Source organism: Pseudactinotalea terrae (assembly GCF_009733845.1).
In the GTDB taxonomy this organism is placed as follows: Bacteria; Actinomycetota; Actinomycetes; order Actinomycetales; family Beutenbergiaceae; genus Pseudactinotalea; species Pseudactinotalea terrae.
In genome coordinates this window covers 158,728-181,703 of the sequence record NZ_WNXZ01000004.1, presented here as the reverse complement: position 1 = coordinate 181,703, position 22,976 = coordinate 158,728, and the positions used below count along the sequence as shown (strand labels likewise).

At 71.0% G+C, this 22,976-nt stretch carries 26 protein-coding genes; 17 read left to right on the top strand and 9 right to left on the bottom strand.

Annotated elements, in window-relative coordinates:
* Positions 1–14 precede the first annotated feature (14 nt).
* The 5 genes from GPA03_RS14685 to GPA03_RS14665 form a co-directional block, all read right to left on the bottom strand.
* A complete protein-coding gene (locus GPA03_RS14685; RefSeq protein WP_241681315.1) occupies positions 15–965 on the bottom strand; it encodes a carbohydrate ABC transporter permease in 951 nt (316 codons plus the stop codon).
* Entirely contained in the window at positions 962–1,948 is a 987-nt protein-coding gene (locus tag GPA03_RS14680; RefSeq protein ID WP_156252781.1) for an ABC transporter permease, read from the bottom strand. The genes GPA03_RS14685 and GPA03_RS14680 overlap by 4 nt, the downstream gene beginning before the upstream one ends.
* The gene (locus GPA03_RS14675; protein ID WP_162458386.1) at positions 1,932–3,242 is read right to left on the bottom strand and encodes a polysaccharide pyruvyl transferase family protein; all 1,311 of its coding nucleotides are present in this window, start codon (positions 3,240–3,242) and stop codon (positions 1,932–1,934) included. Before GPA03_RS14675 ends, GPA03_RS14680 begins: the two co-directional genes overlap by 17 nt.
* 147 nt (positions 3,243–3,389) lie before the next feature.
* On the bottom strand, positions 3,390–4,406 hold the full coding sequence (locus tag GPA03_RS14670) for a LacI family DNA-binding transcriptional regulator (RefSeq protein WP_162458385.1): 1,017 nt from the start codon (positions 4,404–4,406) through the stop codon (positions 3,390–3,392).
* A gap of 47 nt (positions 4,407–4,453) precedes the next feature.
* A complete protein-coding gene (locus GPA03_RS14665; protein ID WP_156252778.1) occupies positions 4,454–6,247 on the bottom strand; it encodes a gamma-glutamyltransferase family protein in 1,794 nt (597 codons plus the stop codon).
* A gap of 61 nt (positions 6,248–6,308) precedes the next feature.
* Here GPA03_RS14665 and GPA03_RS14660 point away from each other — a divergent pair, with 61 nt between their 5' ends.
* The 3 genes from GPA03_RS14660 to GPA03_RS14650 all read left to right on the top strand — a co-directional run bounded on the left by GPA03_RS14660 (position 6,309) and on the right by GPA03_RS14650 (position 8,860).
* Positions 6,309–6,890 (top strand): Dps family protein, encoded by a 582-nt coding sequence (locus tag GPA03_RS14660; protein ID WP_156252777.1) that lies wholly within the window; start codon positions 6,309–6,311, stop codon positions 6,888–6,890.
* 22 nt (positions 6,891–6,912) lie between these two features.
* Positions 6,913–7,401, top strand: a complete 489-nt coding sequence (locus GPA03_RS14655; RefSeq protein ID WP_156252776.1) for a pyridoxamine 5'-phosphate oxidase family protein — start codon at positions 6,913–6,915, stop codon at positions 7,399–7,401.
* A gap of 112 nt (positions 7,402–7,513) precedes the next feature.
* Positions 7,514–8,860 carry an ABC transporter substrate-binding protein gene (locus tag GPA03_RS14650; protein ID WP_156252775.1) on the top strand — a complete coding sequence of 449 codons (1,347 nt, stop codon included), beginning with the start codon at positions 7,514–7,516 and terminating at the stop codon, positions 8,858–8,860.
* A 155-nt stretch (positions 8,861–9,015) separates the two neighbouring features.
* Here the strand turns inward: GPA03_RS14650 and GPA03_RS14645 are convergent, their stop codons facing one another.
* Complete coding sequence (locus GPA03_RS14645) at positions 9,016–9,801, bottom strand: deoxyribonuclease IV (protein WP_156252774.1); 786 nt, start codon at positions 9,799–9,801, stop codon at positions 9,016–9,018.
* A 221-nt stretch (positions 9,802–10,022) separates the two neighbouring features.
* Between GPA03_RS14645 and GPA03_RS14640 the strand changes: the two genes are divergently transcribed.
* The 4 genes from GPA03_RS14640 to GPA03_RS14625 are packed head-to-tail and all read left to right on the top strand — an operon-like array spanning position 10,023 to position 13,147.
* Positions 10,023–11,165, top strand: a complete 1,143-nt coding sequence (locus GPA03_RS14640) for a CE1758 family FMN-dependent luciferase-like monooxygenase (protein ID WP_156252927.1) — start codon at positions 10,023–10,025, stop codon at positions 11,163–11,165.
* Positions 11,165–11,770 carry an FMN reductase gene (locus tag GPA03_RS14635; protein WP_206673579.1) on the top strand — a complete coding sequence of 202 codons (606 nt, stop codon included), beginning with the start codon at positions 11,165–11,167 and terminating at the stop codon, positions 11,768–11,770. Before GPA03_RS14640 ends, GPA03_RS14635 begins: the two co-directional genes overlap by 1 nt.
* Complete coding sequence (locus GPA03_RS14630; RefSeq protein ID WP_156252772.1) at positions 11,767–12,234, top strand: MarR family winged helix-turn-helix transcriptional regulator; 468 nt, start codon at positions 11,767–11,769, stop codon at positions 12,232–12,234. The genes GPA03_RS14635 and GPA03_RS14630 overlap by 4 nt, the downstream gene beginning before the upstream one ends.
* Positions 12,235–12,280: 46 nt before the next feature.
* The gene (locus GPA03_RS14625) at positions 12,281–13,147 is read left to right on the top strand and encodes a 3-methyladenine DNA glycosylase (protein ID WP_156252771.1); all 867 of its coding nucleotides are present in this window, start codon (positions 12,281–12,283) and stop codon (positions 13,145–13,147) included.
* A gap of 76 nt (positions 13,148–13,223) precedes the next feature.
* On the opposite strand, the gene GPA03_RS14620 is transcribed toward GPA03_RS14625, so the two are convergent.
* Positions 13,224–13,790: an ArsR/SmtB family transcription factor gene (locus tag GPA03_RS14620; protein ID WP_162458384.1), complete on the bottom strand. Its 567-nt coding sequence runs from the start codon at positions 13,788–13,790 to the stop codon at positions 13,224–13,226.
* Positions 13,791–13,815: 25 nt separating this feature from the next.
* On the opposite strand from GPA03_RS14620, the gene GPA03_RS14615 reads away from it, so the two are divergent.
* Entirely contained in the window at positions 13,816–15,072 is a 1,257-nt protein-coding gene (locus GPA03_RS14615) for an MFS transporter (protein WP_156252769.1), read from the top strand.
* A 28-nt stretch (positions 15,073–15,100) separates the two neighbouring features.
* Here GPA03_RS14615 and GPA03_RS14610 read toward each other — a convergent pair whose 3' ends face one another.
* Positions 15,101–15,655, bottom strand: a complete 555-nt coding sequence (locus GPA03_RS14610) for a nitroreductase family protein (RefSeq protein WP_156252768.1) — start codon at positions 15,653–15,655, stop codon at positions 15,101–15,103.
* Between the two features lie 58 nt (positions 15,656–15,713).
* Between GPA03_RS14610 and GPA03_RS14605 the strand changes: the two genes are divergently transcribed.
* From GPA03_RS14605 to GPA03_RS14570, 8 genes are all read left to right on the top strand, one after another.
* The gene (locus tag GPA03_RS14605; RefSeq protein ID WP_156252767.1) at positions 15,714–16,274 is read left to right on the top strand and encodes a DNA-3-methyladenine glycosylase I; all 561 of its coding nucleotides are present in this window, start codon (positions 15,714–15,716) and stop codon (positions 16,272–16,274) included.
* A 92-nt stretch (positions 16,275–16,366) separates the two neighbouring features.
* Entirely contained in the window at positions 16,367–16,837 is a 471-nt protein-coding gene (locus GPA03_RS14600; protein WP_156252766.1) for a hypothetical protein, read from the top strand.
* An 80-nt stretch (positions 16,838–16,917) separates the two neighbouring features.
* Positions 16,918–17,823 carry a hypothetical protein gene (locus GPA03_RS14595; RefSeq protein ID WP_156252765.1) on the top strand — a complete coding sequence of 302 codons (906 nt, stop codon included), beginning with the start codon at positions 16,918–16,920 and terminating at the stop codon, positions 17,821–17,823.
* A 206-nt stretch (positions 17,824–18,029) separates the two neighbouring features.
* On the top strand, positions 18,030–18,491 hold the full coding sequence (locus GPA03_RS14590; protein WP_156252926.1) for an HNH endonuclease: 462 nt from the start codon (positions 18,030–18,032) through the stop codon (positions 18,489–18,491).
* A 119-nt stretch (positions 18,492–18,610) separates the two neighbouring features.
* Positions 18,611–19,447: a hypothetical protein gene (locus tag GPA03_RS14585; RefSeq protein ID WP_241681314.1), complete on the top strand. Its 837-nt coding sequence runs from the start codon at positions 18,611–18,613 to the stop codon at positions 19,445–19,447.
* Between the two features lie 92 nt (positions 19,448–19,539).
* On the top strand, positions 19,540–19,821 hold the full coding sequence (locus GPA03_RS14580; RefSeq protein ID WP_156225165.1) for a hypothetical protein: 282 nt from the start codon (positions 19,540–19,542) through the stop codon (positions 19,819–19,821).
* A gap of 110 nt (positions 19,822–19,931) precedes the next feature.
* The gene (locus GPA03_RS14575; RefSeq protein ID WP_156252764.1) at positions 19,932–21,011 is read left to right on the top strand and encodes a hypothetical protein; all 1,080 of its coding nucleotides are present in this window, start codon (positions 19,932–19,934) and stop codon (positions 21,009–21,011) included.
* A gap of 96 nt (positions 21,012–21,107) precedes the next feature.
* Entirely contained in the window at positions 21,108–21,380 is a 273-nt protein-coding gene (locus tag GPA03_RS14570; RefSeq protein WP_156252763.1) for a hypothetical protein, read from the top strand.
* Positions 21,381–21,485: 105 nt separating this feature from the next.
* Here GPA03_RS14570 and GPA03_RS14565 read toward each other — a convergent pair whose 3' ends face one another.
* Positions 21,486–21,776 carry a hypothetical protein gene (locus GPA03_RS14565; RefSeq protein ID WP_156252762.1) on the bottom strand — a complete coding sequence of 97 codons (291 nt, stop codon included), beginning with the start codon at positions 21,774–21,776 and terminating at the stop codon, positions 21,486–21,488.
* An 87-nt stretch (positions 21,777–21,863) separates the two neighbouring features.
* Here GPA03_RS14565 and GPA03_RS14560 point away from each other — a divergent pair, with 87 nt between their 5' ends.
* Positions 21,864–22,862 carry a helix-turn-helix transcriptional regulator gene (locus GPA03_RS14560; RefSeq protein ID WP_206673578.1) on the top strand — a complete coding sequence of 333 codons (999 nt, stop codon included), beginning with the start codon at positions 21,864–21,866 and terminating at the stop codon, positions 22,860–22,862.
* Positions 22,863–22,976 lie beyond the last annotated feature (114 nt).

Genomic DNA, 22,976 nt, shown 5'->3' with positions numbered 1-22,976 from the left:
GATGGCCCTGACGATCAGCCCTTGACGGCGCCGATCATCAGACCCTTGGTGAAGTGCTTCTGCAGGAACGGGTAGACGAGCAGGATCGGAACGATGGAGATGACGAGGATGGCCATCTGGATCGACAGCTGCGGGGGCAGGCTGTCGGACCCGGATCCCACATCGTCGACGCCCATGGGTGTCTCGTTGACGACGTAGGTGCGCAGCACCAGCTGCAGCGGCCACTTCTCCGGCGAGCTGATGTAGAGCAGCGCGCTGAAGAAGGCGTTCCAGTACCCGACCGCGTAGAACAGGCCGATGACCGCGATGACGGCCTTCGACAGCGGCAGCACGATCCTCGCCAGGATGGTGAGGTCGTTAGCACCGTCGATGCGGGCCGACTCGGTGAGCTCGGCGGGGATGTCGAGGAAGAACTCCCGCATCACGATGACGTTGAAGGCGTTGATCAGCACCGGCAGTACCAGCGCCAGCAGGTTGTCCAGCAGACCTAGCTGCTTGACGACCAGGTACATCGGGATCATCCCCGGGCTGAACAGCATCGTGAACAGCACCGCGAGCAGGATCGGCCGTGAGCCCAGCGAGCCGGGCCGCGACAACGCGTAGGCGAGGGCGGCCGTGCACACCAGGGACAGCAACGACCCGACTGCGGTGATGAGGATGCTGACCGCCAGTGCCCGGGTGACGACACCGCCCGAGAGGATGGCCTGGTAAGAGGCGAGCGTCGGCTCCCGGACCCAGAAGACGAAGCCGCCGTTGGCGGTGACCTCCTGCTGGGTGGCCAGGGAGGTGGAGACCACCGCGACGAACGGCAGGATGACGGCGGCGCACCCGAGCCCGAGGATGAGGCCGCGGAGCGCCATCAGCACCCGGTTCGGCTTGCCCATCCAGGCCGGCCGGCCGGCGTTCGGCGGACGCCGCGGCGTGCGTGGCTTCGAGGTGAGACCCAGCGGGGAGACGGTAGTCACTTCTGATACACCCCCCGCTCGCCGAACATGTGCGCGAGCTTGTTCGCGCCCAGCACCAGCAGCACCGAGATCACACCCTTCGTCAGGCCGACCGCCGCGGCCTGCCCCCAGTTCCCACCGACGATGCCGTGGTTGTAGACGTAGGTGTCCAGCACCTCGCTCGCGGTCGCTCCGACAGCTCCTTGCTGCAGGATGATCTGCTCGAAGCCCACGGTGAGCGCGTCACCCAGACGCAGGATCAGCAGCAGGATGAACACCGACCGGATCGCCGGCAGCGTCACGTGCCACATCCGGCGCACCGCACCGGCGCCGTCCATCGCGGCCGCCTCGTACTGCGAGGTGTCGACCCGGCTGATCGCGGCGAGGAAGATGATCGTGCCCCATCCGGTGTCCTTCCAGATCACCTGTGAGGTGATGAGGACCTTGAAGAGCTCCGGCACGCCGATGATCGAGAAGGTCTCCAGGTCCTGCGCCCGCAGGAAGGCGTTGATCATGCCGGCGTTGCCCAGCACCTGCTGGAAGATCGCGACCACGATCACCCACGACAGGAAGTGGGGCATGTAGAGGATCGACTGCACGGTTCGCTTCAGCCGCTCCGAGATCACCTCGTTGAGCAGCAGTGCGAGGGCCAGTGGCAGCGGGAACACGAACAGCACCTGGATCAGCGTGATGATCAACGTGTTCGTCAACGCGTTCACGAAGACGGGGTCACCAGAGAAGATCACCCGGAAGTTGTCCCACCCCACCCAGGGGCTCTCAGCGATCGTGAGGAACGGCTGATAGCCCTTGAAGGCGATCACGTTGCCCAGCAGCGGCACATAGTGGAAGAGCAGCACCACCACCACGCCGGGCGCAGCCAGCAGCAGCAGCAGGCGGTCACGCCGCCACCGCGCCAACGGCTTCACCGAACGCCTGACGGGAGCGCGCGGTGCCGGCGGCCGCTCCCGGCTGGCCGGCAGCGGCCGCTCAGCGAGCCGCGACACCGGCGAGGTCCTCGCTCGCGAGCGGGTATGGCCGAGGGGGCTCTCCGGTCAGCACCGTGGCGGCCACCGCGTGCAGCCGGTCGACGGCGGTGCGGTTGAGTGCACGCGAGCTCGCTCGCGCTCCCTCCTCGTCGGCAAGCAGCCGCTCGACCGCCGCGGCGGTTCCCGCGGCGCCGTCGCGCTCGATCTCGACGACGGCGTCACCCGCGCCGAGGTCGGCGTACATCTCCCCCTTGATCGTGTCGGTCGGCTGCCTCAGGTAGAGCGTCGGGGTGCCGTGGACCGAAGCCAGGATCGGTGAGTGGCACTCCATCGAGACCACCGCCCTGGCCCTGGCGTAGACGGCGTTCGCCTCCTCGAGCGGCCAGTAGCGGCCGAGCACCAGAACCTGCTCCACGACATCGGCCGGCAGCCTCGGCGCGAGCTCACGCTGCGCCAGCTCGACGGCGTAGCTCATCTCCGGCACCACGACCGCGGGCTGCCCGGTCGCGCGGACCCAGGCGGCGATCCCCGCGGCGAGCGCGTCGAGGTCGGGCCCCACGGTGCCGGCATTGATCGCATACCGCCGGTCGAACTCGCGGGTGCGCGCTGTCCCGTAGATGTCGGGGTAGGGGGTGTAGCGCAACCGGGGCACGAAGCACCCGAACGCCCCGGCAGTGAGGTCGAGCTCGGCGACGAAGGCGTCGGCGGCGGCATCGTCGCGGTGGGTGTAGGCGAAGGTGCCGTCGGGCCCGAACTCGAGCGAACCGGCGGTGACACCCTGCGCGCGCAGGAACTCCAGCGTGATCGAGTCTCGCGCGAAGATGAACTCCGCACCGGCCAGCGTCTCGCGGGTGCGCGGCTCGAGGTACGTCGGGGGCAGGTCCCGCGTCATCGTCCGCAGCTGGTCCAGCGGTCCCCAGGCAGGCGGGCACAGAGGATCGACCGTGACACCCGCGTACCCGTACGGTCGACCGGTGCGCGCCCGCCAGGCGAGCATCAGATCATCGCGGAAGGCGCCGGCACCCGAACCGTGCACGAGCACGTCGGCGTCGTCCCAGGCTGCCAGCAGCTCCGGCGTGTTCGGCACGCCGTCGTCGTCGATGTCTCCGCGGACGATCTCGATCGTCGGGTTGGCTCGCCGCAGCATCGCCTCCTCCCGCTCACCCAGACGCTGCGCCCACAGGATGATGCGCGCTTGCGGGGCTGCGCCGAGGAGGGCCGTGATCAGGCCCGGCGAGTGGGCGACGTCGCCGATGTTGACGTTGGCCCAGGACGAGCGGAGCAGAACGGTGCGGGTACTGGCGTGACTCAACGGTGGATCCTCCATGGCGGCGGCGGTGCCTGACGGTCGGCTTCGATGCTGACGTATCGTTGCGTCAACTGTGCACGACATCACACCCTGGCGTCAAGCCCCGTGACCAGACTGTGACGTGACGTCACGTCACCGCGGCTCAGACGGTCAGCTCGGCTGGCCACTCGTTGGCGGCGCGCTGCTCCCCCGCATGATCACCTGGGGCGCCGGGTCGTGGAGGATGCCCGCACGCGGCGGTCGCCCGTCGAGCGCGGTGGCGATCTCCTCCACCGCGCGCGTGCCGAGCTCGGCCATCGGTAGCTTCACGGTGCTCAACGTCGGCCGGACGTTGTCCGCGATCTCGGCGTCGTGGATCGCGATCACCGAGAGATCCTCGGGGATCTGGAGGCCGGCGTCGTGCGCCGCGGCGAGCAGCCCGATGCCGGAGATCACGTTGTTCACCACGACCGCCGTCGGGCGTGGCCGCTGGGCGAGCGCCATGACCAGACCCTTGCTGCCGGCCTCGAAGCCGAACTCGGTCGCGACCAGCGCCCGGGCCGTCAGACCCGCTTCCCGCATCTGCGTCACGTAGCCGTCGTAGCGTGCGGTCGTCACGAACGCGCGCCCACCCCCGACGTACGCGATCTCCCGGTGCCCGAGCTCGATGAGGTGCGCCGTGGCGATCCTGCCGGCCCCGACGTCGTCGACGGCAAGCCACCGACCATCAGGAGCGTGCCGCCCCTCGAGCGTGACGACCGGTGTCTGCTGCGTGCGCAGGAGTCGCATCACGGTCTCGTCGATGATGCCGTCGTGCCGCAGCAGGATGCCGTCGATCGATCCGCGGCCGAGCAGTCGCGCCAGGAAGTGACTGCCCGACTGCATCCAGATGGTGTCACCGAGCACCACGGCCCACCCCCGCGCCTCCGCGGCGTCGTAGATCCCGTGGAACATGTCCCGGTACACGGGGTTGTCGACCTTCTCCACGACCACAGCGATCGTGCCCGCCCGCTGCCGTCGCAGCGACCGCGCGGCGTCGTTGGGCACGTAGCCGACCTCGGTGAGCACCGCCTCGACCCGCTCGCGCGTCTCGTCGCTCATCCGCGTGTGGGACGTGCCGTTCACCACGGCAGAGACCACCGACACGGAGACGCCGGCTCGACGGGCGATGTCCTTCTGGGTCACCATTCGGGTCATGCTAGGCGTCGACGCGGCGCCAGGCGGAGACACGGCGCTCACCGCCCGACGGCGTACCCCTGCATCCCGCGTGCGTTGGCCGCGGCGCGGAGCATGCCGTCCCCGCGAATCCCCGCGGCGCTGATCCGCCCCAGCGACCAGGGACCGGCGACCGTGACCTCGTGACCGCGGCGCCGCAGCTCGGCGATCACGCCCTCCCCCAGTCGCTCCTCGACGCGGATCCCGCGCGGCTCGGCCACCCGCGGCGCGAACGAGCTCGGCACGTGCGTCGTGTGCCACGACGGCGCGTCGATCGCCGCCTGCAGGTCCTCACCCCCGGTGAGGTGTCGCAGCAGGAAGGGCACCGTCCACTGGTCCTGCTGGTCGCCGCCCGGGGTGCCGAACGCGAACGCGGGCGAGCCGTCGTCGCGCAGCACCATCCCGGGGCTCAGCGTGGTGCGCGGCCGCGCGCCCGGCACCAGCGAGGCGGGCAAGCCCTCCTCGAGCCAGAACATCTGTGCCCGGGTGCCGAGCGCGAAGCCCAGCTCGGGGATGGTCGGCGAGCTCTGCAGCCACGCGCCCGACGGCGTCGCCGCCACGACGTTGCCCCAGCGGTCCACGACGTCGAGATGGCACGTGTCGCCGCGCGGCACGGTCGGCTCGCCCTGTCCCGGCTGCACAGGTGAGGCCAGCCCGTCGGCCCAGGCTCCGCCGTCGGCCATCGCACGGGTCACCGCCTGCGCGAGGCGCGGCTCGCGGCCGCCCGGGGAGCCGGGCCGCAGGGTGCCGTCGGCGGTCTCGCCGACCATCCGAGCGCGCTCGACGGCGTAGCTCGGGTCGAGCAGGTCGCGCACCAGGCCGCTCTGGCCCTGCTCGCCGTACCAGGCCTCCCGGTCGGCGAGCGCGAGCTTCGCCACCTCGACGGCGGTGTGGACGAGGTCGGCCGAGCCCGGCTCGAGCTCGTGCGCGCCCAGCGTCTCGAGCATCTGGAGCTGCTGCAGCAGCACCGGCCCTTGCCCCCAGGCCGCGGTCTTGAGCACGCGATGGCCGAGCACGTCGACGGCGGCGGGTTCCTCCTCGGTCGCGGTCCAGGCATCGAGGTCAGCAGCCGTGAGGAACCCCGCGTGCGCGCCGGCGCCATCCCAGGCCGGCGTGCGAGCGAACTCCTCGATCGCCTCGGCCACGAAGCCCGAGTAGAAGGCTCGGCGAGAGGCCTCGATCTGCTGCTCGCGGCTGCCGCCGGCTGCCTCTCCCTCGGCGACCAGCCGCTCGAGCGTGGCGGCCAGCGCCGGGTTCCGGAACCGCGCGCCGCCGGCGGGGACCGCGCCGTCGGGCAGGTAGAGCGCAGCCGAGCCGTGCCAGTGCTCACGGAAGGTCTCGGCGAGCGTGCCGATCGTGGCGGCGGCGGTGGGCAGCAGCGGGTAACCGTCGTGGGCGTAGCCGATCGCATACCGGGCGACGTCGCGCAGCGGGAGCGTTCCGTACCGGCTGAGCAGGTGCAGCCAGGCACCCCACGACCCGGGCACGGTCGCGGCCAGCAGCCCGGCGCCGGGGATCTCGGTGACACCGAGACCGGCGAACGCCTGCAGCGTGGCTGCCGCTGGTGCCACGCCCTGCCCGCACACCACGAAGCTGCGCCCCGTTCCGGCCTCGTGGGCGATGACCGGTACCTCGCCCGCCAGCCCGTTGAGGTGCGGCTCGACCACGTGCAGGGTGAGGCCGGTGGCCACGGCGGCGTCGTAGGCGTTGCCGCCCGCCTCCAGCACCGCCATCCCGCTCGCCGATGCCAGCCAGTGCGTGGAGGCCACCATGCCGAACGTGCCGATCAGCTCGGGGCGGGTGGTGAACGTCATCGCCCCAGTATCCAGGTGCCGTTGCCTCGCCCATGTCGCAGGTCCGTGGCAGGCTGGGTCAATGACACACCACAACGACAGCCCCGACGCCGCTTTCACCGTTCCCGGCCTCTCGATCGAGGAGGGCCACCGCGTGGGCGAGCTGCTCCAGCTGCGGCTGCACGCGCTGAACGACCTTCAGCTGACCCTCAAGCACGCGCACTGGAACGTGGTCGGCCCCGACTTCATCGGCGTCCACGAGATGCTCGATCCCCAGATCGACGCCGTGCGCGAGATGGTCGACGAGACCGCGGAGCGCATGGCCACCATGGGCGTCTCGCCCAACGGCACCCCCGGCGCCCTGGTCGCGTCCCGCACGTGGGACGACTACTCGATCGGGCGCGCGAGCACGGTCGAGCACCTGGCGGCCCTGGACCTCGTCTACACGGGCGTGATCTCCGACATGCGCACGGTCCAGAAGGAGGTCGGCGAGATCGACCCCATCACCGAGGACATGCTCGTCGGCCAGGTACGGCAGCTGGAGCTGTTCCAGTGGTTCGTGCGCGCGCACCTGGAGAACAGCGGCGGCCGGCTCGCCAACGCCGGCGCCCACTCCGAGTCCGCGGCTGCCGCCGCTGCGCACGACGAGCTCGGCACCGACTGACCGCGCGATCGGCGGGGCGGACATGAGCGACGTCGAGAAGGTGCTGACACTGATGCGCGCAGCACGCTTCTGCATGATCACGACACGGGATGGTGACGAGCTGCGCTCGCGCCCGATGACACCCCAGCAGGTCACCGACACCGGGAACCTGTGGTGCTTCGTCTCCTCCGACAGCGACCAGGCGCGGCAGATCGCGCTGGCGCCGCGCGTCAACGCCTCGTTCGACGACGGCTCATCGTGGGTGTCGTTGTCGGGCACAGCCGAAGTGGTGCGCGACGAGGCCAAGATTGACGAGCTCTGGGATCGCGCCGCCGAGGCGTGGTTCCCCGAGGGCCGCGAGTCCGCCGATCTGGCGCTGCTGCACGTGCGGGGCACCAGCGCGGAGTACTGGGACACCCCGGGCGGAGCCATCGCCGCGGCGGTGGCGTTCGTCCAGTCCGCCATCACCGGCGAGCGCCCCGACGTCGGCGAGAACGACGCGGTCGACCTGCCGGGGTCGGGCTCGCACTGACGACGAAGGTCAGGGCTCCGGTCGCGATGCGGACGGACCCGAACCACCGCGGCGCACGGGCGGCGGCTGCGACTACGGTGGTCCCACCATCGTGAACAAGGGGATCTCAACCATGACTGCACGCGCCCAACGACGCCTCATGATGCTCGTCGCTGCGAGCGCACTGCTCGCCGCCGCGGCCTGCTCGCCGGGATCCGGAGATTCCGACGACGACACAGGCGGCTCCGCGGGCGGCGACGCCACCACCGTCACCTTCCGGCTCTGGGACGAGGCCGCAGCCGCCTCCTACGAGGCGTCCTTCGATGCCTTCACCGAGCAGCACCCGGAGATCGAGGTCGAGATCGAGACCGTGCCGTGGGCGAACTACTGGGAGCAGCTGCCGCTCGACATCCAGGCCGGCGAGATGGCCGACATCTTCTGGACCAACACCTCGAACTACGGCATCTACGCCGACAACGGGAACCTGCTCAACATCTCCGAGGTGCTCGGCGAGGACCACGACGAGTGGAGCGCCGGCTCGGCTGACCTCTACACGCGCGACGGCTCGCTGTGGGGCGTGCCGCAGCTGACCGACTCGATCGCGCTGTTCTACAACGCCACCCTGCTCGACGCGGCCGGGATCGACCCGAACGAGCTCGCCTGGAGCCCGAACCCCGACGAGGACACTCTGCTGCCGGCGCTGCAGCAGCTCACCACCGACGCTGCCGGCGTGACCGCGGCCGAGGAGGGGTTCGACCCCGAGAGCGTCGAGGTCTACGGGTTCAACGCCCAGAACGACCTGCAGGCGATCTACATCGACTTCCTCGCGCAGAACGGTGCGCAGTTCCAGGATGGCGACCAGTACGCGTTCAACAGCCCCGAGGGTGTGGCTGCGTTCCAGTACCTCGTGGACCTGATCAACACGCACCACGTGGCGCCGCCGGCTGCCGACACCAACGCCAACGGGGATCTGTCACGCGAGTACTTCGTGCAGGGCAAGCTCGCGCTGTTCCAGTCCGGTCAGTACTCGCTCCCGGCGATGGCCGACATCGGCGACAGCTTCGAGTGGGGCATCGCGCCGATGGTCGCAGGCCCCGAGGGCCGCATCGGCGTGGTCCACTCGGTGGCCGCGCTCGGCAACGCCGCCACGGAGCACCCGGAGGAGGTTGCCGAGGTGCTCGCGTGGATCGGGTCCGCCGAAGGCCAGATGTTCCTCGCCGAGGACGGCTCGGCCTTCCCGGCCGCCGTCGACGCGCAGCAGGCGTTCACCGACTACTGGACCGAGCAGGGCGTGGACACCGCCGCGTTCGTGGAGCAGGCCGCGGGTCAGACCACCCCGGCGCCGGTCGGCCCGAGCTCCAACGCCGGCCTGACGGCGATCGGGCCGTACCTCGGCGACATGTTCCTCGGTGCCATCACGGTCGAGGAGGCGCTGCAGCAGGCGCAGGACGCCGGCAACGAGGCGATCATCGCGCAGTAGCGGCGGCCCGCTGTCGCCGACTTCGTCGCAGATCGTCGGGTTCGCTGGGTGTTCCCAACGAACCCGACGATCTGCAGCGAACTCGGGCGTTGATCGGCACGGTGACGCCGGCGCGAGGCTGACGAGGCGCTCGCGACGCGCTGACGCCGATCCGGTCAGAGCCGCTCGCGCAGCCAGGCGATGTCGGTCCCCTGCTCGAGGTAGGCGCCGGGGGTCTCGACCAGGGAAGGTGCGTCGGCGTCGCGGATCACCGCGAGCAGGTCGTCGGCAAGGATGTGTCCCTGGCCGAGGTTGGCGTGACGGTCGGCGTTCGAGCCGAACGGGTCGCGGCTGTCGTTGACGTGCACCACGTCGACACGGCCGGTGGCTGCCGTGATGCGGTCCACGAGCCCCACGAGCGGCTCGCCGCTGGCGAACGCGTGGCAGGTGTCGAGGCAGAACCCGACGTTCTCCTCGCCGGCCGCACGCACGGCCTCCCACAGCGCAGCGATCCGATCGACGCCTCGCGCCATCGCACCCTCGCCGCCGGCGGTGTTCTCGATCAGCACGGCGGTGGGGCGCTCGAGCTTCTCCAAGCACTTGCGCCAGTTGTCGAATCCCACCTCGAGGGCGTCATCGGCGCCGACATGGCCGCCGTGCACCACCAGGCCGATCGCCCCGATCTCGGCCGCGGCGTTGACCTGCTTCTGCAGCAACGTGCGGCTGGGGATCCGGATGCGGTTGTTGGTGCTGGCGACGTTGATCCGGTAGGGCGCGTGCACCACCAGCTGCAGGTCGGCCTCGGCCGCCGCCTCCCGCAGCGCCCGCGCACCCCCCGGGTAGAGCACCTCGGGGTCCTTCCACGCCTGCGGCGCACCCAGGAAGATCTGGGCGACATCGGCACCTCGCGCCTTCGCGCCGGCGATGGGGTCCTCTGACTCGACGTGTGATCCGATCCGCATGACGCCAGGCTACGACCCGCCACCGACGTCCCGTCCCCGGTGAGTGCGCACACGCCCGGTGAGTGCGCACCGAGCACGGTGCGAGCTCACCGTTGATGTGCGCACTCACGAGGCAAGGCCGCACGGGGAGGCGAGCGACGCCGTCGGGAATGGATCCCGCCTCACTCGTGTTAAGTAGTTCAGATTTGAACCACTTGTGAGAGGATGAGCCCATGACCAGCATGCAGTTCGGGATCTTCACCGTCGGTGATGTCACGCCCGACCCGACGACCGGCACGACTCCCACCGAGGGCGAGCGCATCCAGGCGATGCTCTCGTATGCGCTCAAGGCGGAGGAGGTCGGCCTCGACGTCTTCGCCACCGGCGAGCACCACAACCCGCCGTTCGTGCCCTCGAGCCCCACCACGATGCTCGGCTGGATCGCCGCCAAGACCAAGCGGCTGCTGCTGACCACGACCACCACCCTGATCACTACGAACGACCCGGTGAAGATCGCCGAGGACTTCGCGATGCTGCAGCACGTCTCCGGCGGTCGCGTGGATCTGACGCTCGGGCGCGGCAACACCGGCCCGGTCTACCCCTGGTTCGGCAAGGACATCCGCGACGGCATCGAGCTCGCCGTCGAGAACTACGCGCTGCTGCGCCAGCTGTGGCGCGAGCCGGTCGTCAACTGGTCGGGCAAGCACCGCACCCCGTTGCAGGGCTACACCTCGACCCCGGCACCGCTCGACGGCGTACCCCCCTTCGTCTGGCACGGCTCCATCCGCTCGCCCCAGATCGCGGAGCAGGCCGCCTACTACGGCGACGGCTTCTTCCACAACAACATCTTCTGGAACAAGGAGCACACCGAGCAGATGGTGAAGCTCTACCGCCAGCGATTCGCCCACTACGGGCACGGCACCCCGGAGCAGGCGATCGTCGGGCTCGGCGGACAGGTGTACATGGCTGAGACGAAGGCGCAGGCGATGAAGGAGTTCCGCCCGTACTTCGACGTCGCCCCGGTGTACGGGCACGGCCCCAGCCTCGAGGACTTCTCGGAGATGACGCCACTGACCGTGGGCACCCCGGAGGAAGTCATCGAGCGCACCCTCGGCTTCCGCGACTACGCCGGTGACTATCAGCGCCAGCTGTTCCTCATCGACCACGCCGGGCTGCCGCAGGAGGCGGTGCTCGAGCAGATCGAGATCCTCGGCACCGAGGTGGTCCCGGTGCTCCGCCAGGAGTTCGACCGCCTGCGCGCGCCGGGCGTCCCCGACGCGCCCACGCACGCCGCGCTGCTCGCAGCCGCTGGTGCCACGCACGCCGAGACTCACGTCGAGCGAGATGATGTGGATACCGCAGCCGCCATCGCGAAGGACTTCTGATGAGGATCGCCGTCATCACCGCCGGGCTCAGCGAGCCGTCGTCGACCCGGCTGCTGGCCGACCGGCTCGAGAAGGCGACCACCGAGGCGCTGCACGAACGCGGCGCCGCGGTGGAGACCACCACGATCGAGGTGCGCACGCTCGCGCACGATGTCGTGGACCTGCTGCTCACCCGGGTCGCCAGCCCCGAGCTCTCGCTCGCGCGCACGAACGTGCAGGATGCGGACGCGCTGATCATCGTCACACCCACGTTCTCGATGTCCTACTCGGGGCTGTTCAAGTCCTTCATCGACGTGCTCGAGGAGGGCTCACTCGCCGGCATGCCGGTGCTGCTCGCCGCCACCGGCGGGACAGCCCGTCACTCGATGGTGCTCGACACCTCGCTGCGGCCGTTGCTGTCGTACCTGAAGGCGCTGACCCTGCCCACCGCGGTCTACGCCTCGGCCGAGGACTGGGGCAGCCCTGGCCTCGATGTCCGGATCGAGCGCGCGGGCCGTGAGCTCGCCGACCTGTTGATCGCCCTGCCCAGCCGGCACCGCAGCGACCCCTTCGACACCACCAGCTCGGGCTTCGTCGACTTCGAGTCGCTGCTCGGGGAATCATGACGACGACGGCGGAGCACGCCTCACGCGCATCCGGCACCCACGCACGTGCCTGGCGGGCCTACTTCGAGACCACGGCGCTGCTCACCGCTGAGCTCGAGCGGCGCATGAAGGCCGACTCGGGCATCGACTTCGGTGACTTCAACCTGCTGCTGGTGCTGAGCGAGGCTCCGGCTGGCCGGCTGCGGCTCGGGGAGCTCGCCAAGGCCGTGGCCTTCGGGCCTGGCCGGCTGACGTACCGGATCGACCAGCTGGTGAAGCGGGGTCTGGTGCAGCGCGCCCCGTGTCCCGAGGACAGGCGCGGCTACGAGGCGGTGCTCACCGCCGAGGGGCGCCGCACGCTGCGTGCGGCCCGACCGGCGCACGCCCGTCATGTCAACGAGCTGTTCCTCGATGAGCTGACCGAGGAGCAGGCGCACACGCTGCTCGAGGTGTTCACGCCGCTGCGAGCGCGCCTGACCGACTGATGCTCCGAGGGCCAGCGTGAGCCTGAGGCGGGCTACCGTGCTCTGCGTGGAGGTTCTCGAGGAGCAGGTCTGGCGTGAGCGTGCCCGCGCACACGCCCAGCGCGTGGACGCGCTGGTCGCCGACCACCTCGCCCGCAAGCGCGACGGGGCCCCGCACCCGGTCCACGACTTCCTCTTCTCCTACTACTCCTACCGACCGAGCCAGCTCCGGCGCTGGCACCCGGGCTACGGCGTCGGGCTGGAGAACGCGCATGAGTACGCCGACCGGCGCGGCTACGAGATCGTCGATGACGTCGCTCGTGTCTCGCCGACGATGCTCGCCGAGCGGCACGACCTGATCGCGGGGACGCACGCACTGCTGGCCGCGACCGCGTCACGTCCCGCGAACACCGGCTGCTTCGGGATGCACGAGTGGGCGATGGTGTACCGGAGCGAGGGCACGCGGCACCCGCACCCGCTGCGGCTCGGCGCCGAGGGCACCGACAAGGTCGTCGAGTCGCATCGCATCACGTGCAGCCACTTCGACGCCTACCGCTTCTTCACCCCCGCCGCACGTGACCGCAACACGCTGCGCCCGCGCTCCGAGGACCGCCCCGCGTTCGAGCAGCCCGGCTGCCTGCACGCGGGGATGGACCTGTACAAGCACGCCTTCCGGCTCGCGCCGCTGATCGGTTCGGAGCTGATCGCCGACTGCTTCGCACTCGCGCGGGACATCCGCGTCCTCGACATGCGCGCAGCGCCCTACGACCTCGCCGACCTCGGCTTCCAGCCGGTACGGGTCGAGACCGCCGAGGGAAAGCGGACGTACGCGGCGGCTCAGGCCGGGTTCGCCGAGCGCGGCGCTCCGTTGCGTGCCCGCCTCATCGAGGCGTGCGAGATGCTGCTCGCGTGCAACGAAGTCGTGGCCAGATGAGCGATTCCGACGATCTCGGTGCGGATCGCGGCATCTGGCCACGAGTTTGTGTCATCGCCGGCAGCGACGGTCCGCCCTAGCGCGGCTCGCGCACCCGCGGCAGGTGGGCCCAGTACGTCTCCCACTCACCGATGTCCGGGTCGTTGGCCTCCGACACCTCGTCGTACTCCTCGAACAGGGCGTTCATCCGCTCCACCAGCTCAGCGCTCTGCTCGGCCGTGAGCCGCAGCACCTGGGTCTGGATCGCCCCTGTGCCCTGTGCGCCGGCTCCGAGCCAGCGCTCGATCGCGCGCGTCTGCGTGTCGATCCAGATCCCGATCGTCGACCGCAGCTGCACGCCTGCGCCGCCGCCTCGGTCACCGCCGCGCACCTGGAACGAGCGGGCGGCGCGCCTGTAGCGGCGCTCCCGACCGTCGCTGCCCTCTGCCACGAGCAGCACTCCGGCCCTCTCGAGCATCCGCAGGTGGTAGCTCATGGCCGAGGGCGTGAGCCCGCACAGCTCCGCAGCCTCGGTCGCGGTCAGCTCGTTCCCCTCGTAGACCACGGAGATCACGTGCTGCCGAGCCTCGTGCGCGAGCAGCTTCAGACCCTGCGCACCCTCGACCACGAACGTCTTCGGAAGCCCTGCCTCTTGACTCGCCATGTTATGAAGCATACCTTTCAGGTTTATGAAGCGTTCCTTTCAGATCGACACCGGCGTGTGGTCGCACCGTGACGTCCGGCTGATCCTCCCCGCGCGCACCCTCTCGCTCGCCGGGCACTCGACGGCACTGGTCACGTTGCTGCTCCAGGCCCACGACCGCGGCGTCGGCACGATGGGCGTCGCTGCGCTCCTCATCGCGCTCGCGCTGCCGGCGATCGCCACCATGGGCATCGCCGGCCGCCTCGCCGACACCCTCGACTCCCGCCACCTGCTCACCGCAGGGATCACGCTCCAGGTCCTCGCCCTCGCCTTCCTCGCCTGGAGCCCGACGGCGGCGCTCACCCTGGTCGGCGTCGTGCTGCTCGAGCTCGGGCAGGCGGTGATCGGCCCGGTCTGGAGCGGGCTGCTCCCCCGCGTCGTGGGCCAGGACGGCATCGGCAGCGTCATCGCGTGGCAGCAGGGACTCGGTGCGGTCGCGGCACCTCTCGGCGCGGCGCTCGGCGGCGTCCTCTACGGGAGCGTCGGCGCGGGGCCGGCGCTCCTGGTCGCCGCCGCGGCGTTCGCCGTGCTCCTGCTGGCGGTCCAGCTCATCCGCACCCGCCGCCACCTCAGCGCTGAGGCGCGTTCGACCGCGGGCTCGACGGCGGTGCCCACCTCGTCCGGCATCCTCGCCGGGGTCGCGGTGCTCCGGGCGGACAAGGTCGTGTGGCCGGTGTTCCTCGCCCTGCTCCCGATGGTGGTCATGGTCGAGGGCGTCAACGCCGTGGAGGTGTTCCTCGCCCGCGACACGCTCGGCGCCAGCCCGGAGCAGTACGGCCTGGGCGAGCTCGCGGCGGGCGTGGGCGGCGTGCTCGGCGCCGCGCTGGCGGCGCGGCGGCTGGCTGGCGATCGGGCGTGGGTGAGAGCCGTCATCGCGGGCTTCGCCGCCGCCTGCGCGGGCCTGGCCGTGGCGGGCGGTGCGCCGTCGTTCTGGGTCTATCTCGGCCTCATGGTGGTGGTGGCCGCTGCCGCCGGGATCGGGAACGCCGCCAACGGCGCACTCGTGATGACGCGGACGCCCGATGCCCAGCGCGGCACGGTCGGTGCCGCGCTCAACGGCATCGCGCGAACCGGCTCGGTGCTCGCCCTCGGGCTCGGCGGCCTGGTGGGCGCGCTCGCCTCACCGCGCGCGGTCTTCATCGGGGGCGGGCTGCTCGGCATGGCCGCGGTGCTCCTCTGCGGCTGGCCGAGCCTGCGCGCATCCAGGCGGGAGGTTCGCGCCGCGAGTGCCGCGGCGGCGTGAGTGCCGCCACGCGGCGTGGCTGCGGCGGTCAGGCCGAGGGCTGGGCCCCGTAACGGCCCCAGCTGACGATCTCCGCCAGCGGCTTGCGACCCGACAGCTGCGGCGATGCCTGCTCCTGGGACGTGTCGGTGTAGCCGAGCCCGATCGCTGACCACGGCTCGAGGTCGGCGGGCATACCGAGCAGGTCACGTACCTGCTGTCGGTTCTCGGCGGTGCTGAACCAGGCGGTCCCGCTGCCGATCCCGAGGTGGCTCGCCGCGAGCATGACGCGTTCTTGGAGCCGGCCGTCGTCGTAGGCCACCGAGCGGCCGTCACCGCGCACGGCCACCACGATCGAAGCCGCGACCCCGGCCAGGAACCCGGCGAACGCACCCATGCCGGCGAGCGCACCGTTGGTCTCCTGATCTGTGACGACCACGAGGTGCCAGGGCTGGGTGTTCTTGGCGCTGCCGGTCCATCGCGCCACCTCGAGCAGCTTCTCGAGATCGTCACGCGCGATCGGGTCGGGCAGGAACCGCCGCGACTGCCGGAGGCTGCGCAGGGATGCGAGGGCGGTCTCGGACGGCGACGATGGGGTGCTCATGCCTCATTCTCCCCTCTGCGGCCCGGCGGTGTCGGCCCACGCGCCTACCATCGCGCTCATGGAGACGTTCCGCTGCTTCGGGTCCGGTGATCCGCTCTACGAGGCGTACCACGACACCGAGTGGGGAGTGCCGCCGTCGAGCAGCCCGGATGAGCGCGAGCTGTTCGAGCGGATGAGCCTCGAGGCGTTCCAGTCGGGGCTGGCGTGGATCACGATCCTGCGCAAGCGCGAGGGGTTCCGCGCCGCCTTCGCCGGCTTCGACCCCGCGGCCGTCGCGGCGTTCGACGACGGCGATGTCGCTCGGCTCATGTCCGATGCCGGCATCGTGCGGAACCGGGCGAAGGTCGACGCCACGATCGCCAACGCACGGGCACTGCTGGCGCTGCACGAGAACGGTGAGCGGCTGGCCGATGTCTTCGAGGCGCACCGCCCGCCGGCGCGGGCCGCCCGCCTCTCGCGTCTCGACCAGATCCCGGCGAGCACACCGGAGTCGGCTGCACTCGCGACGATGCTGAAGAAGCGAGGTTTCCGCTTCGTGGGAGCCACCACGGCCTACGCCGCGATGCAGGCCCTCGGGTATGTCGACGACCACGTGCAGGGGTGCATCAGCGCGCGCTAGCGGACACCTCTACCCCTGCGCACCGCGGGTCGGTGCCGGGCGAGCGTGCTACTACTGACGCGGCCACGCCGTACCCGAGATCAGGAGCATCGATGAACACCCCGGTTCGTGTGACCGCCCAGACGATGGGCGCGACCGTCTTCAACACCAAGAACGCCACCCTCGAGTGGACCCCGGATGGTCGTATCCGCATCGTCGAGGTCGAGCCCGGGCAGCAGCCGGCGGTGCTGCTCGACACACCCCCGCCGGGGCTGCGGCAGGTCTCGAACCACACCGTCAACCAGTCGATGCTCGTGTTCAAGCCGCAGGCGGGACCAACGATCAAGCTGTCGCTGCTGGGCAGCATGATCGCCCCGGAGCCGAACGAGTCGGCCGACTCCTATGCGCGCCGCACCGCCATGAGCGGGGTGCCCCCGCAGTCGTGGTGGGTGCAGACGTTGCGCGCCAGCGGCGTCAAGGTCGTCGACTGGGGTTGGGGCAAGAGCTTCGCGATCGCCGGCGGGATCGTCGGCGCCGTTATCGTGATCTCGCTCCTCGTCGCGGCCCTGTCCGGGGCGTTCTGACCGGAACCTTCCACCCCGTCACGGCTGTCCCTTCCCGCCGGTGTCGTCGACGATGACGGCATCGGACCACGAGGAGACCCATGACCGCGGTGACGCACGGCGCCGACCCCGAAGCCCTGCAGCGACTCGCTGAAGACATGCTCAACCACGCCGAGCACACGCTCGGCGTGGGCATCCGCACCCAGAACGAGCTCGCGACGCTGCGGTGGTCCGGGCCGGACGCCGAGCGCGCCCGGCGGCACTGGGAGAGCGTGGAGCTGCCGCGGATCCGGAACGTCTCGAAGGCGCTCGCCGAGGCAGCGGGGGTCGTGCTCGAGGAGGCGCGGCAGCAGCGGCAGGTGAGCGAGCAGGCCAACGGCGCCGCTGCGCCGTCGGGCACGCCTGTCTCGGGCGTGCCCGACCCCAGCGGGACCGGAACCACCGCAGGTACGAGCACCACGTTGCTGGAACGCGCTCGCACCCTCGCTGACGCCCTCACCACCGGGCCGGAGCTGGCGCAGGTCGCCGCGGTCGTGGCGGCTGGCGGGCGCGGCGCGCTGGCGATGACGAGGGACCAGTACGCCCTGATCAGCTCGCTGATCGGCGCGAGCAAGCCCGCGGTCGGGGCCACGCTGCGCGCCGCGGGTCACGTGGGCAACGTCCTCAACGTGTACGACGCGGGCGCCGGGCTGGTCAGGGGCGACGCCGTCCAAGCCACGAGCGGCATCGGTGGCCTCGCAGCCGGTGCGGCCGGCGGGCCGGCGGTCGGCGCGGCCTGGGGAGCGGGCTGGTTCGTCGGCACGCAGATCAACGAGGGGATCCAGGGCACCAGCTACGGCGACGCCTTCGAGCGCCGCAACGAGGCCGCCTTCGACACCCTGGGCGCCGGGGGGATGTTCATCGTGCCCGGCAACCTCGCCGTGGCGGCCTGGGACGTGCTCACCGACGGCGGCGGTACCTCGAGCGAAGCCGACGACGAGGCAGGCGGCAGCTCGGGCGGCCGCTGACGCTTCCGCGGAAGCACCTGTCGACCAGTCGTGGGCGGGAGCGCCGCCGTTCGCGCTCGGCGTGGGGTGCTCACCGGAAATCCGGTGGCGAAGAGGCGGTTCGTGGTCGACGATCACGAAGGCGCTCGGGCGCGGCGGATGGCCGTGCGCAAGCGGGAGTGCTGTCATACCGTTAGCGAGCGTGAAGGAGGTGCAGCGTGGCTGCGATGGTCCTGATCTACAACGCCGGTGGCGTCGAGGTGCACGACGTCAAGCCGCTGCGCCACGTCGTCACGATGCTGCACCGCGGGGTCGCACGGGTGCTCGATGCCTCTGACGGTGAGGCGTTCGGGCCGTACGAGCGGCCGGTCTCGGTCGAGCTGGTCCGCTACGTCTACGCGCGCTGGCGCTACGAGCGCACGGTGCCGGCCACCTACTCGTTCAAGGCCGTGCTGCAGCGCGACCGCCACACCTGCGCGTACTGCGGGCGGTCGGCCACCACGGTCGACCACGTGGTGCCCCGCTGCCAGGACGGCCCCTCGACGTGGCAGAACTCGGTGGCTGCGTGCCGCACCTGCAACGAGCGCAAGGGTGGCCGCACGCCGCAGCAGGCGGGCATGACGCTGATGTGGGAGCCGGTGCAGCCCGGCGCCAACGCGGTGGCCCGCAAGCGCCACGCGATGATCTGACGCACGCGCGCCACCGGCGCACGCCCCGTGGGCAGGTCTGCACTGGTGGCGCGCGTGCGCACCTCGATAGCCTGCTGAGGGTTCAGGACGCGATCGAGGGGGAACCACACGTGCTCAGGGTGACGCTGCGAGGCCGTGGTGTCCCGAACGTGGTGCTCGGCAGCGGGGAGTCCTTGATGTTCGGCCGCGCGCCGGATGTCGCCCTCCCCGAGGGTGACGTCGACGCCCAGCTCCGGACCACCGCGCTCGCGCTGCCGCGGGCGGCCGCCCACGTCTCGCGCGTCGTCGGCGAGCTTGCGGTCGGTGAGGAGGTGGCGCGGCTGCGCTGGCACGGGTCGACCGGCGCTCAGCTCTCCAGCCTGTTCGACGCCCCGGGCGGCGCTCGCCGCGTCGCGCTCGGTACCGGCATGGCCGCCCTCCTCGACGAGGGCGAGAACCACGTGCTGCTGCTCCGTGGCCGCGAGGACTCGAAGGGCTTCACCGACCTCGTGCTGGTCGTCGACGTCGCCGAGGTACGTGAAGGGTCCGAGCCGGAGGCCTCGCCGTTCGTGCCCGAGCACGATCCCGACGGCGCAGCCACCGCCGATGCGCCGCACCTCGAGCGGTGGTCACGTGAGTGGTACGTCGCCCTCGCCCTCGCCGAACCCTGGCTCACCGGCGCCGACGACTATCCCCGGCCACCGTCGAACCGCGAGATCTACGAGCGTGTCCTGTCCTGGCGTGGCCACGCCTGGAACCTGGAGCGCGCTCAGCGTGTCGACGACGCCATCCGCTCGATCGCCCGCCTCGCCTTCGGCCCCGCGGACGACCCCTTCACCGTGACGCTGGGCCGCGTGCAGAACGTGCGCTTTGCCGTCGGCCGTCGAGCGGCCGAGACCGCCCTCGTGACGACGGACGACCTCGAAGCCGTCCTCGACGCCCAGTCCCGCGGCGCCGGCCTCAACCCCACCGCCTGACCCCACGGCGGAAGTTTCCACCCCCGCGGCGCTGGTGCCGGGTGCTGCGTGCTGCCTAGCGTCGCTGCCATCGCACCGACGAGGGAGACACGATGACCAGCTACGACCGCAGCACCTTCTACGGCCTCGACACCACCGAGACCCGCAGCCAGGCCCAGCAGATGGATGCCAACGCCGAGAACCTCGGTGCCATGGTCAACGACATCGGCGCGCTGATGGAGTCGGTGCTGTGGCTGGGGCCGGGCGCGCAACGCTTCAAGTCGGACTGGGACGGCTCGATGAAGCCGCAGATGCAGGAAGCTGCCGAGACGCTTCGCGGCAACGCAGCCGAGATGAAGCGGCGCGCCGACCTGCAGGACCAGGCCTCCGCGTAGCAGCCCCGGGGCGGAAGCTTCCACCCCACCGACGCTGGATCGCACACACCGATCTGCCTAGCGTCGAGCACACGACATCACCACGAACGAACCAGAAGGAGGTGGAGCAGGTGTCATTCCAAGGAGCAGACGTCGACGGCCTCGACCGTACTGCGAACCGCTGCATGGAGGGTGCGGACTTCGCTGACACCGTTGCGAGGGCCCTCGAGATCCTGGTCGCGGCTCTCGAGGCCATGAGCTGGACTGGCTTTGCTGCGGCGCTCGCGGCCTACTTGAAGGCTGTCGTGATCCCGTGGGTGAAGTACATCGCCAGGTGCCTGCGGGTCTTCGGCGGACTCCTTCAGCTCGCCTCGAGCAAGCAGAAGGACGCCTCGGAGGACGCCCCGCCGGTAAGCATCCCCGCCACCGCGTGGAACCCGCCGCCGGCCCCGGTCACCCCCGGTGTGAACCCGCCCGTGCTGGCCAGCCCGGAGCCCGCCATCCAGCAGACCGCCCCCGGCACCGGCGCCCAGACCGGCGGCGGGACCTCCGTCACGCCGACCACCCCGATCGGGAGCACGGACGCCGGCGCCACGACCGGCAACGTCAGGGGCGGCGGGACGATCACGACAACCACCGGGATCACCTCCGATGGCGAGCTCTGGACCCGCACGACCGTCAGCGGCAGCGTCACCCCCGCCACCCTGACCGCCCCGGCGACGATCGCTGCGGCCGGTTCGACCGGTGGGCTGGGTGCGGGGCCTGGCGGACACGCCACCCCCGCACCTGTCACATCCGGCGCCGACCTCGGCATCGGCGGCGGCACCACGATCGGTGGCAGCGGGCCAGCAGGCTCCGGTGCCACCGGCGGCCCGCCGACCGGTGCGATCGGCAGCGGCTCGAGCGGGAACGGCGGATCCAGTGGTGCCGGCGACGGCACGACCGGCGCGCCGGCATCCGATCCGCCGGTGCAGAGCTCGCCGCTCGCCTCGCGCGCGGTCCTTGGGAGCACACCTGCAGGGGCCACGGCCACCGGGACCGGCGCCGGCTCCCTCGACGTGGCTGCCCCGGTGGCCGGCGGTGGCGCGTCTGCGGCTCTCGCGGCGGCCCCGCTCGGCCTCGCGGGCGTCGGCGGTGCTGCTCTCGCAGCGCTGCGCGCCAAGGGCCTTCATGACGGCGCTGACGACGACGGGGAGGACGAGGCCCTCTGAACCCACCGATCACCATCGGGTGATCACCCGCACCACACCTTCAGGACACCACCCTCGCGCTGCACCTGAGCAGCGCTCATTCGAAAGGAACACACCATGACCACTGCCAACGTGTACGGGATGGACATCCAGGCCGGCCGCGACCTCGCGACCCGGATGGACGCGGACGCCACGGAGATCGAGACGCTGACCACGCGCCTGACGGGGATGCTGGAGAGCACTCCCTGGTACGGCCCCGATGCCACCCGCTTCAAGGGTGACTGGTCCGGCCAGTACGTGCCGGCCCTGAGCTCGGTCGTGCAGGCGCTGCGCGAGAACAGCCAGCAGATCTACGCCCAGGCGCAGTCGCAGGAGGACGCCTCCAGCTGACGCCCGGCCCCACGGTGGCCCGGTCCCTCTGCCCAGGGGCCGGGCCATCGCCGTGCCACCGCCGCTCCCGCTGTCACGCCGACCGCGAGCACGAGCACGAGCTGCTCATGGTCGGGCGTCGGGGTCGACCAGAAGCCGCGTCGTCGGCGTGCCCGCCAACGCGGGGGCACGGCCCGTCCCCCAGACCCGCTCGTGGAGGAATGTCGCGAAGGCCGACGCCGGTTCGCGCCCCTCGAAGTCCAGGTCGATGACGATGTGATGCGGGTCGTCGTCGGCGAGCCGCACCCGCGCGGCCGTGACGCCGCCCTGCGTGCGGGCATCGGAGAAGCGATCGAAGGCAGCCCGCCACGTCGGGTAGTCGGTGATGTCGTGCTCGATGTGCAGTGTTGTGCTCATGTGGTCGATGGTGCGCGGCCCCGCTGCCCGGCGGAATCCCAGGTTTGTGGGGTTCTGAACCGGCGGCACGGTCCCTAGGCTGGTGGGGTGTCCGCTGACACCTTCCTGGCGGGTGTACGAGGTTCACTCGCAGCTGTCGACGATGACCGCACGTTGCGCCGCGCGATCATCGAGCAGGTGCGCCGCAGCATCCCGTTCGACGCCTTCGCGTGGCTGCTCACCGATCCGGACACGACGGTGGGAACGGCGCCCCTCGCCGAGGTGCCCTGCCTCGATCAGCTGCCTCGCCTGATCGCGCTCAGGTACACCGCGGCTCGGCGCTGGACCTCGGCCGATGACGGCGTCCCGTACCGTCCCGTCCCTGCCGGGTCCGAGCTGGAGAGGTTCCTCGCGGGCTACGGCGTCAGCGACGTCGTCTCGGTCGTGTTCAAGGACCGGTTCGGCTGGTGGGGATTCCTCGACCTCTGGCGGATCGGAGCTCGATTCACGGCCGAGGAGATCAGCCTTCTCGGCCTCCTCACGGACCCGGTCACGGCCGCCCTCCGGCGTTGCCGGTCAGTCATGTTCGGCCCGGTCGCTGGGGCTGACCGAACATCGGGCCATGCCGTGCTGCTGCTCGCACCGGATCTGACGGTGCGGACCCAGACAGCTGAGGCCGAGGCCGAGCTCCGGGCCTTGCTACCGACCGCAGCCACCCGCCGCCCGGTGCCGGCGGCGGCGTACAACGTCGCCGCCCAGCTCCTCGCGCTGGAGGCAGGCGTCGACACCCACCGGCCCGTCGCGCTGACCGCCGTGGCGCCCGGTGAGTGGATCTGCGTCCAGGCAGAACGGCTCGGCGAGGACATCGCGGTCACCATCGGACCGGTCGAGCAACGGCAGCGCTGGGACCTGTTCTGCCGCACCAACGGCCTGACCGCCCGCGAGCGCGACGTCCTCGTCTACCTGGCAGAGGGTGACGACACCCGCACCCTGGCTTCTCGGCTCTACCTGTCCGAGCACACCATCCAGGACCACCTGAAGTCCATCTTCACCAAGACGCACGTGCGAAGCCGCCGCGAGCTGCTCGCACTCGCGAGAGGCGGCTGACGGACCCGGCCCGCCCTGGGCGAGGAGCCGGGACCAGGCGCCGCACGGCGGAAGTTTCCACCCCAGCCGCACTGGCCCCCGCGGGTATGTCTCCCTAGCGTCGTCAGCACCGAC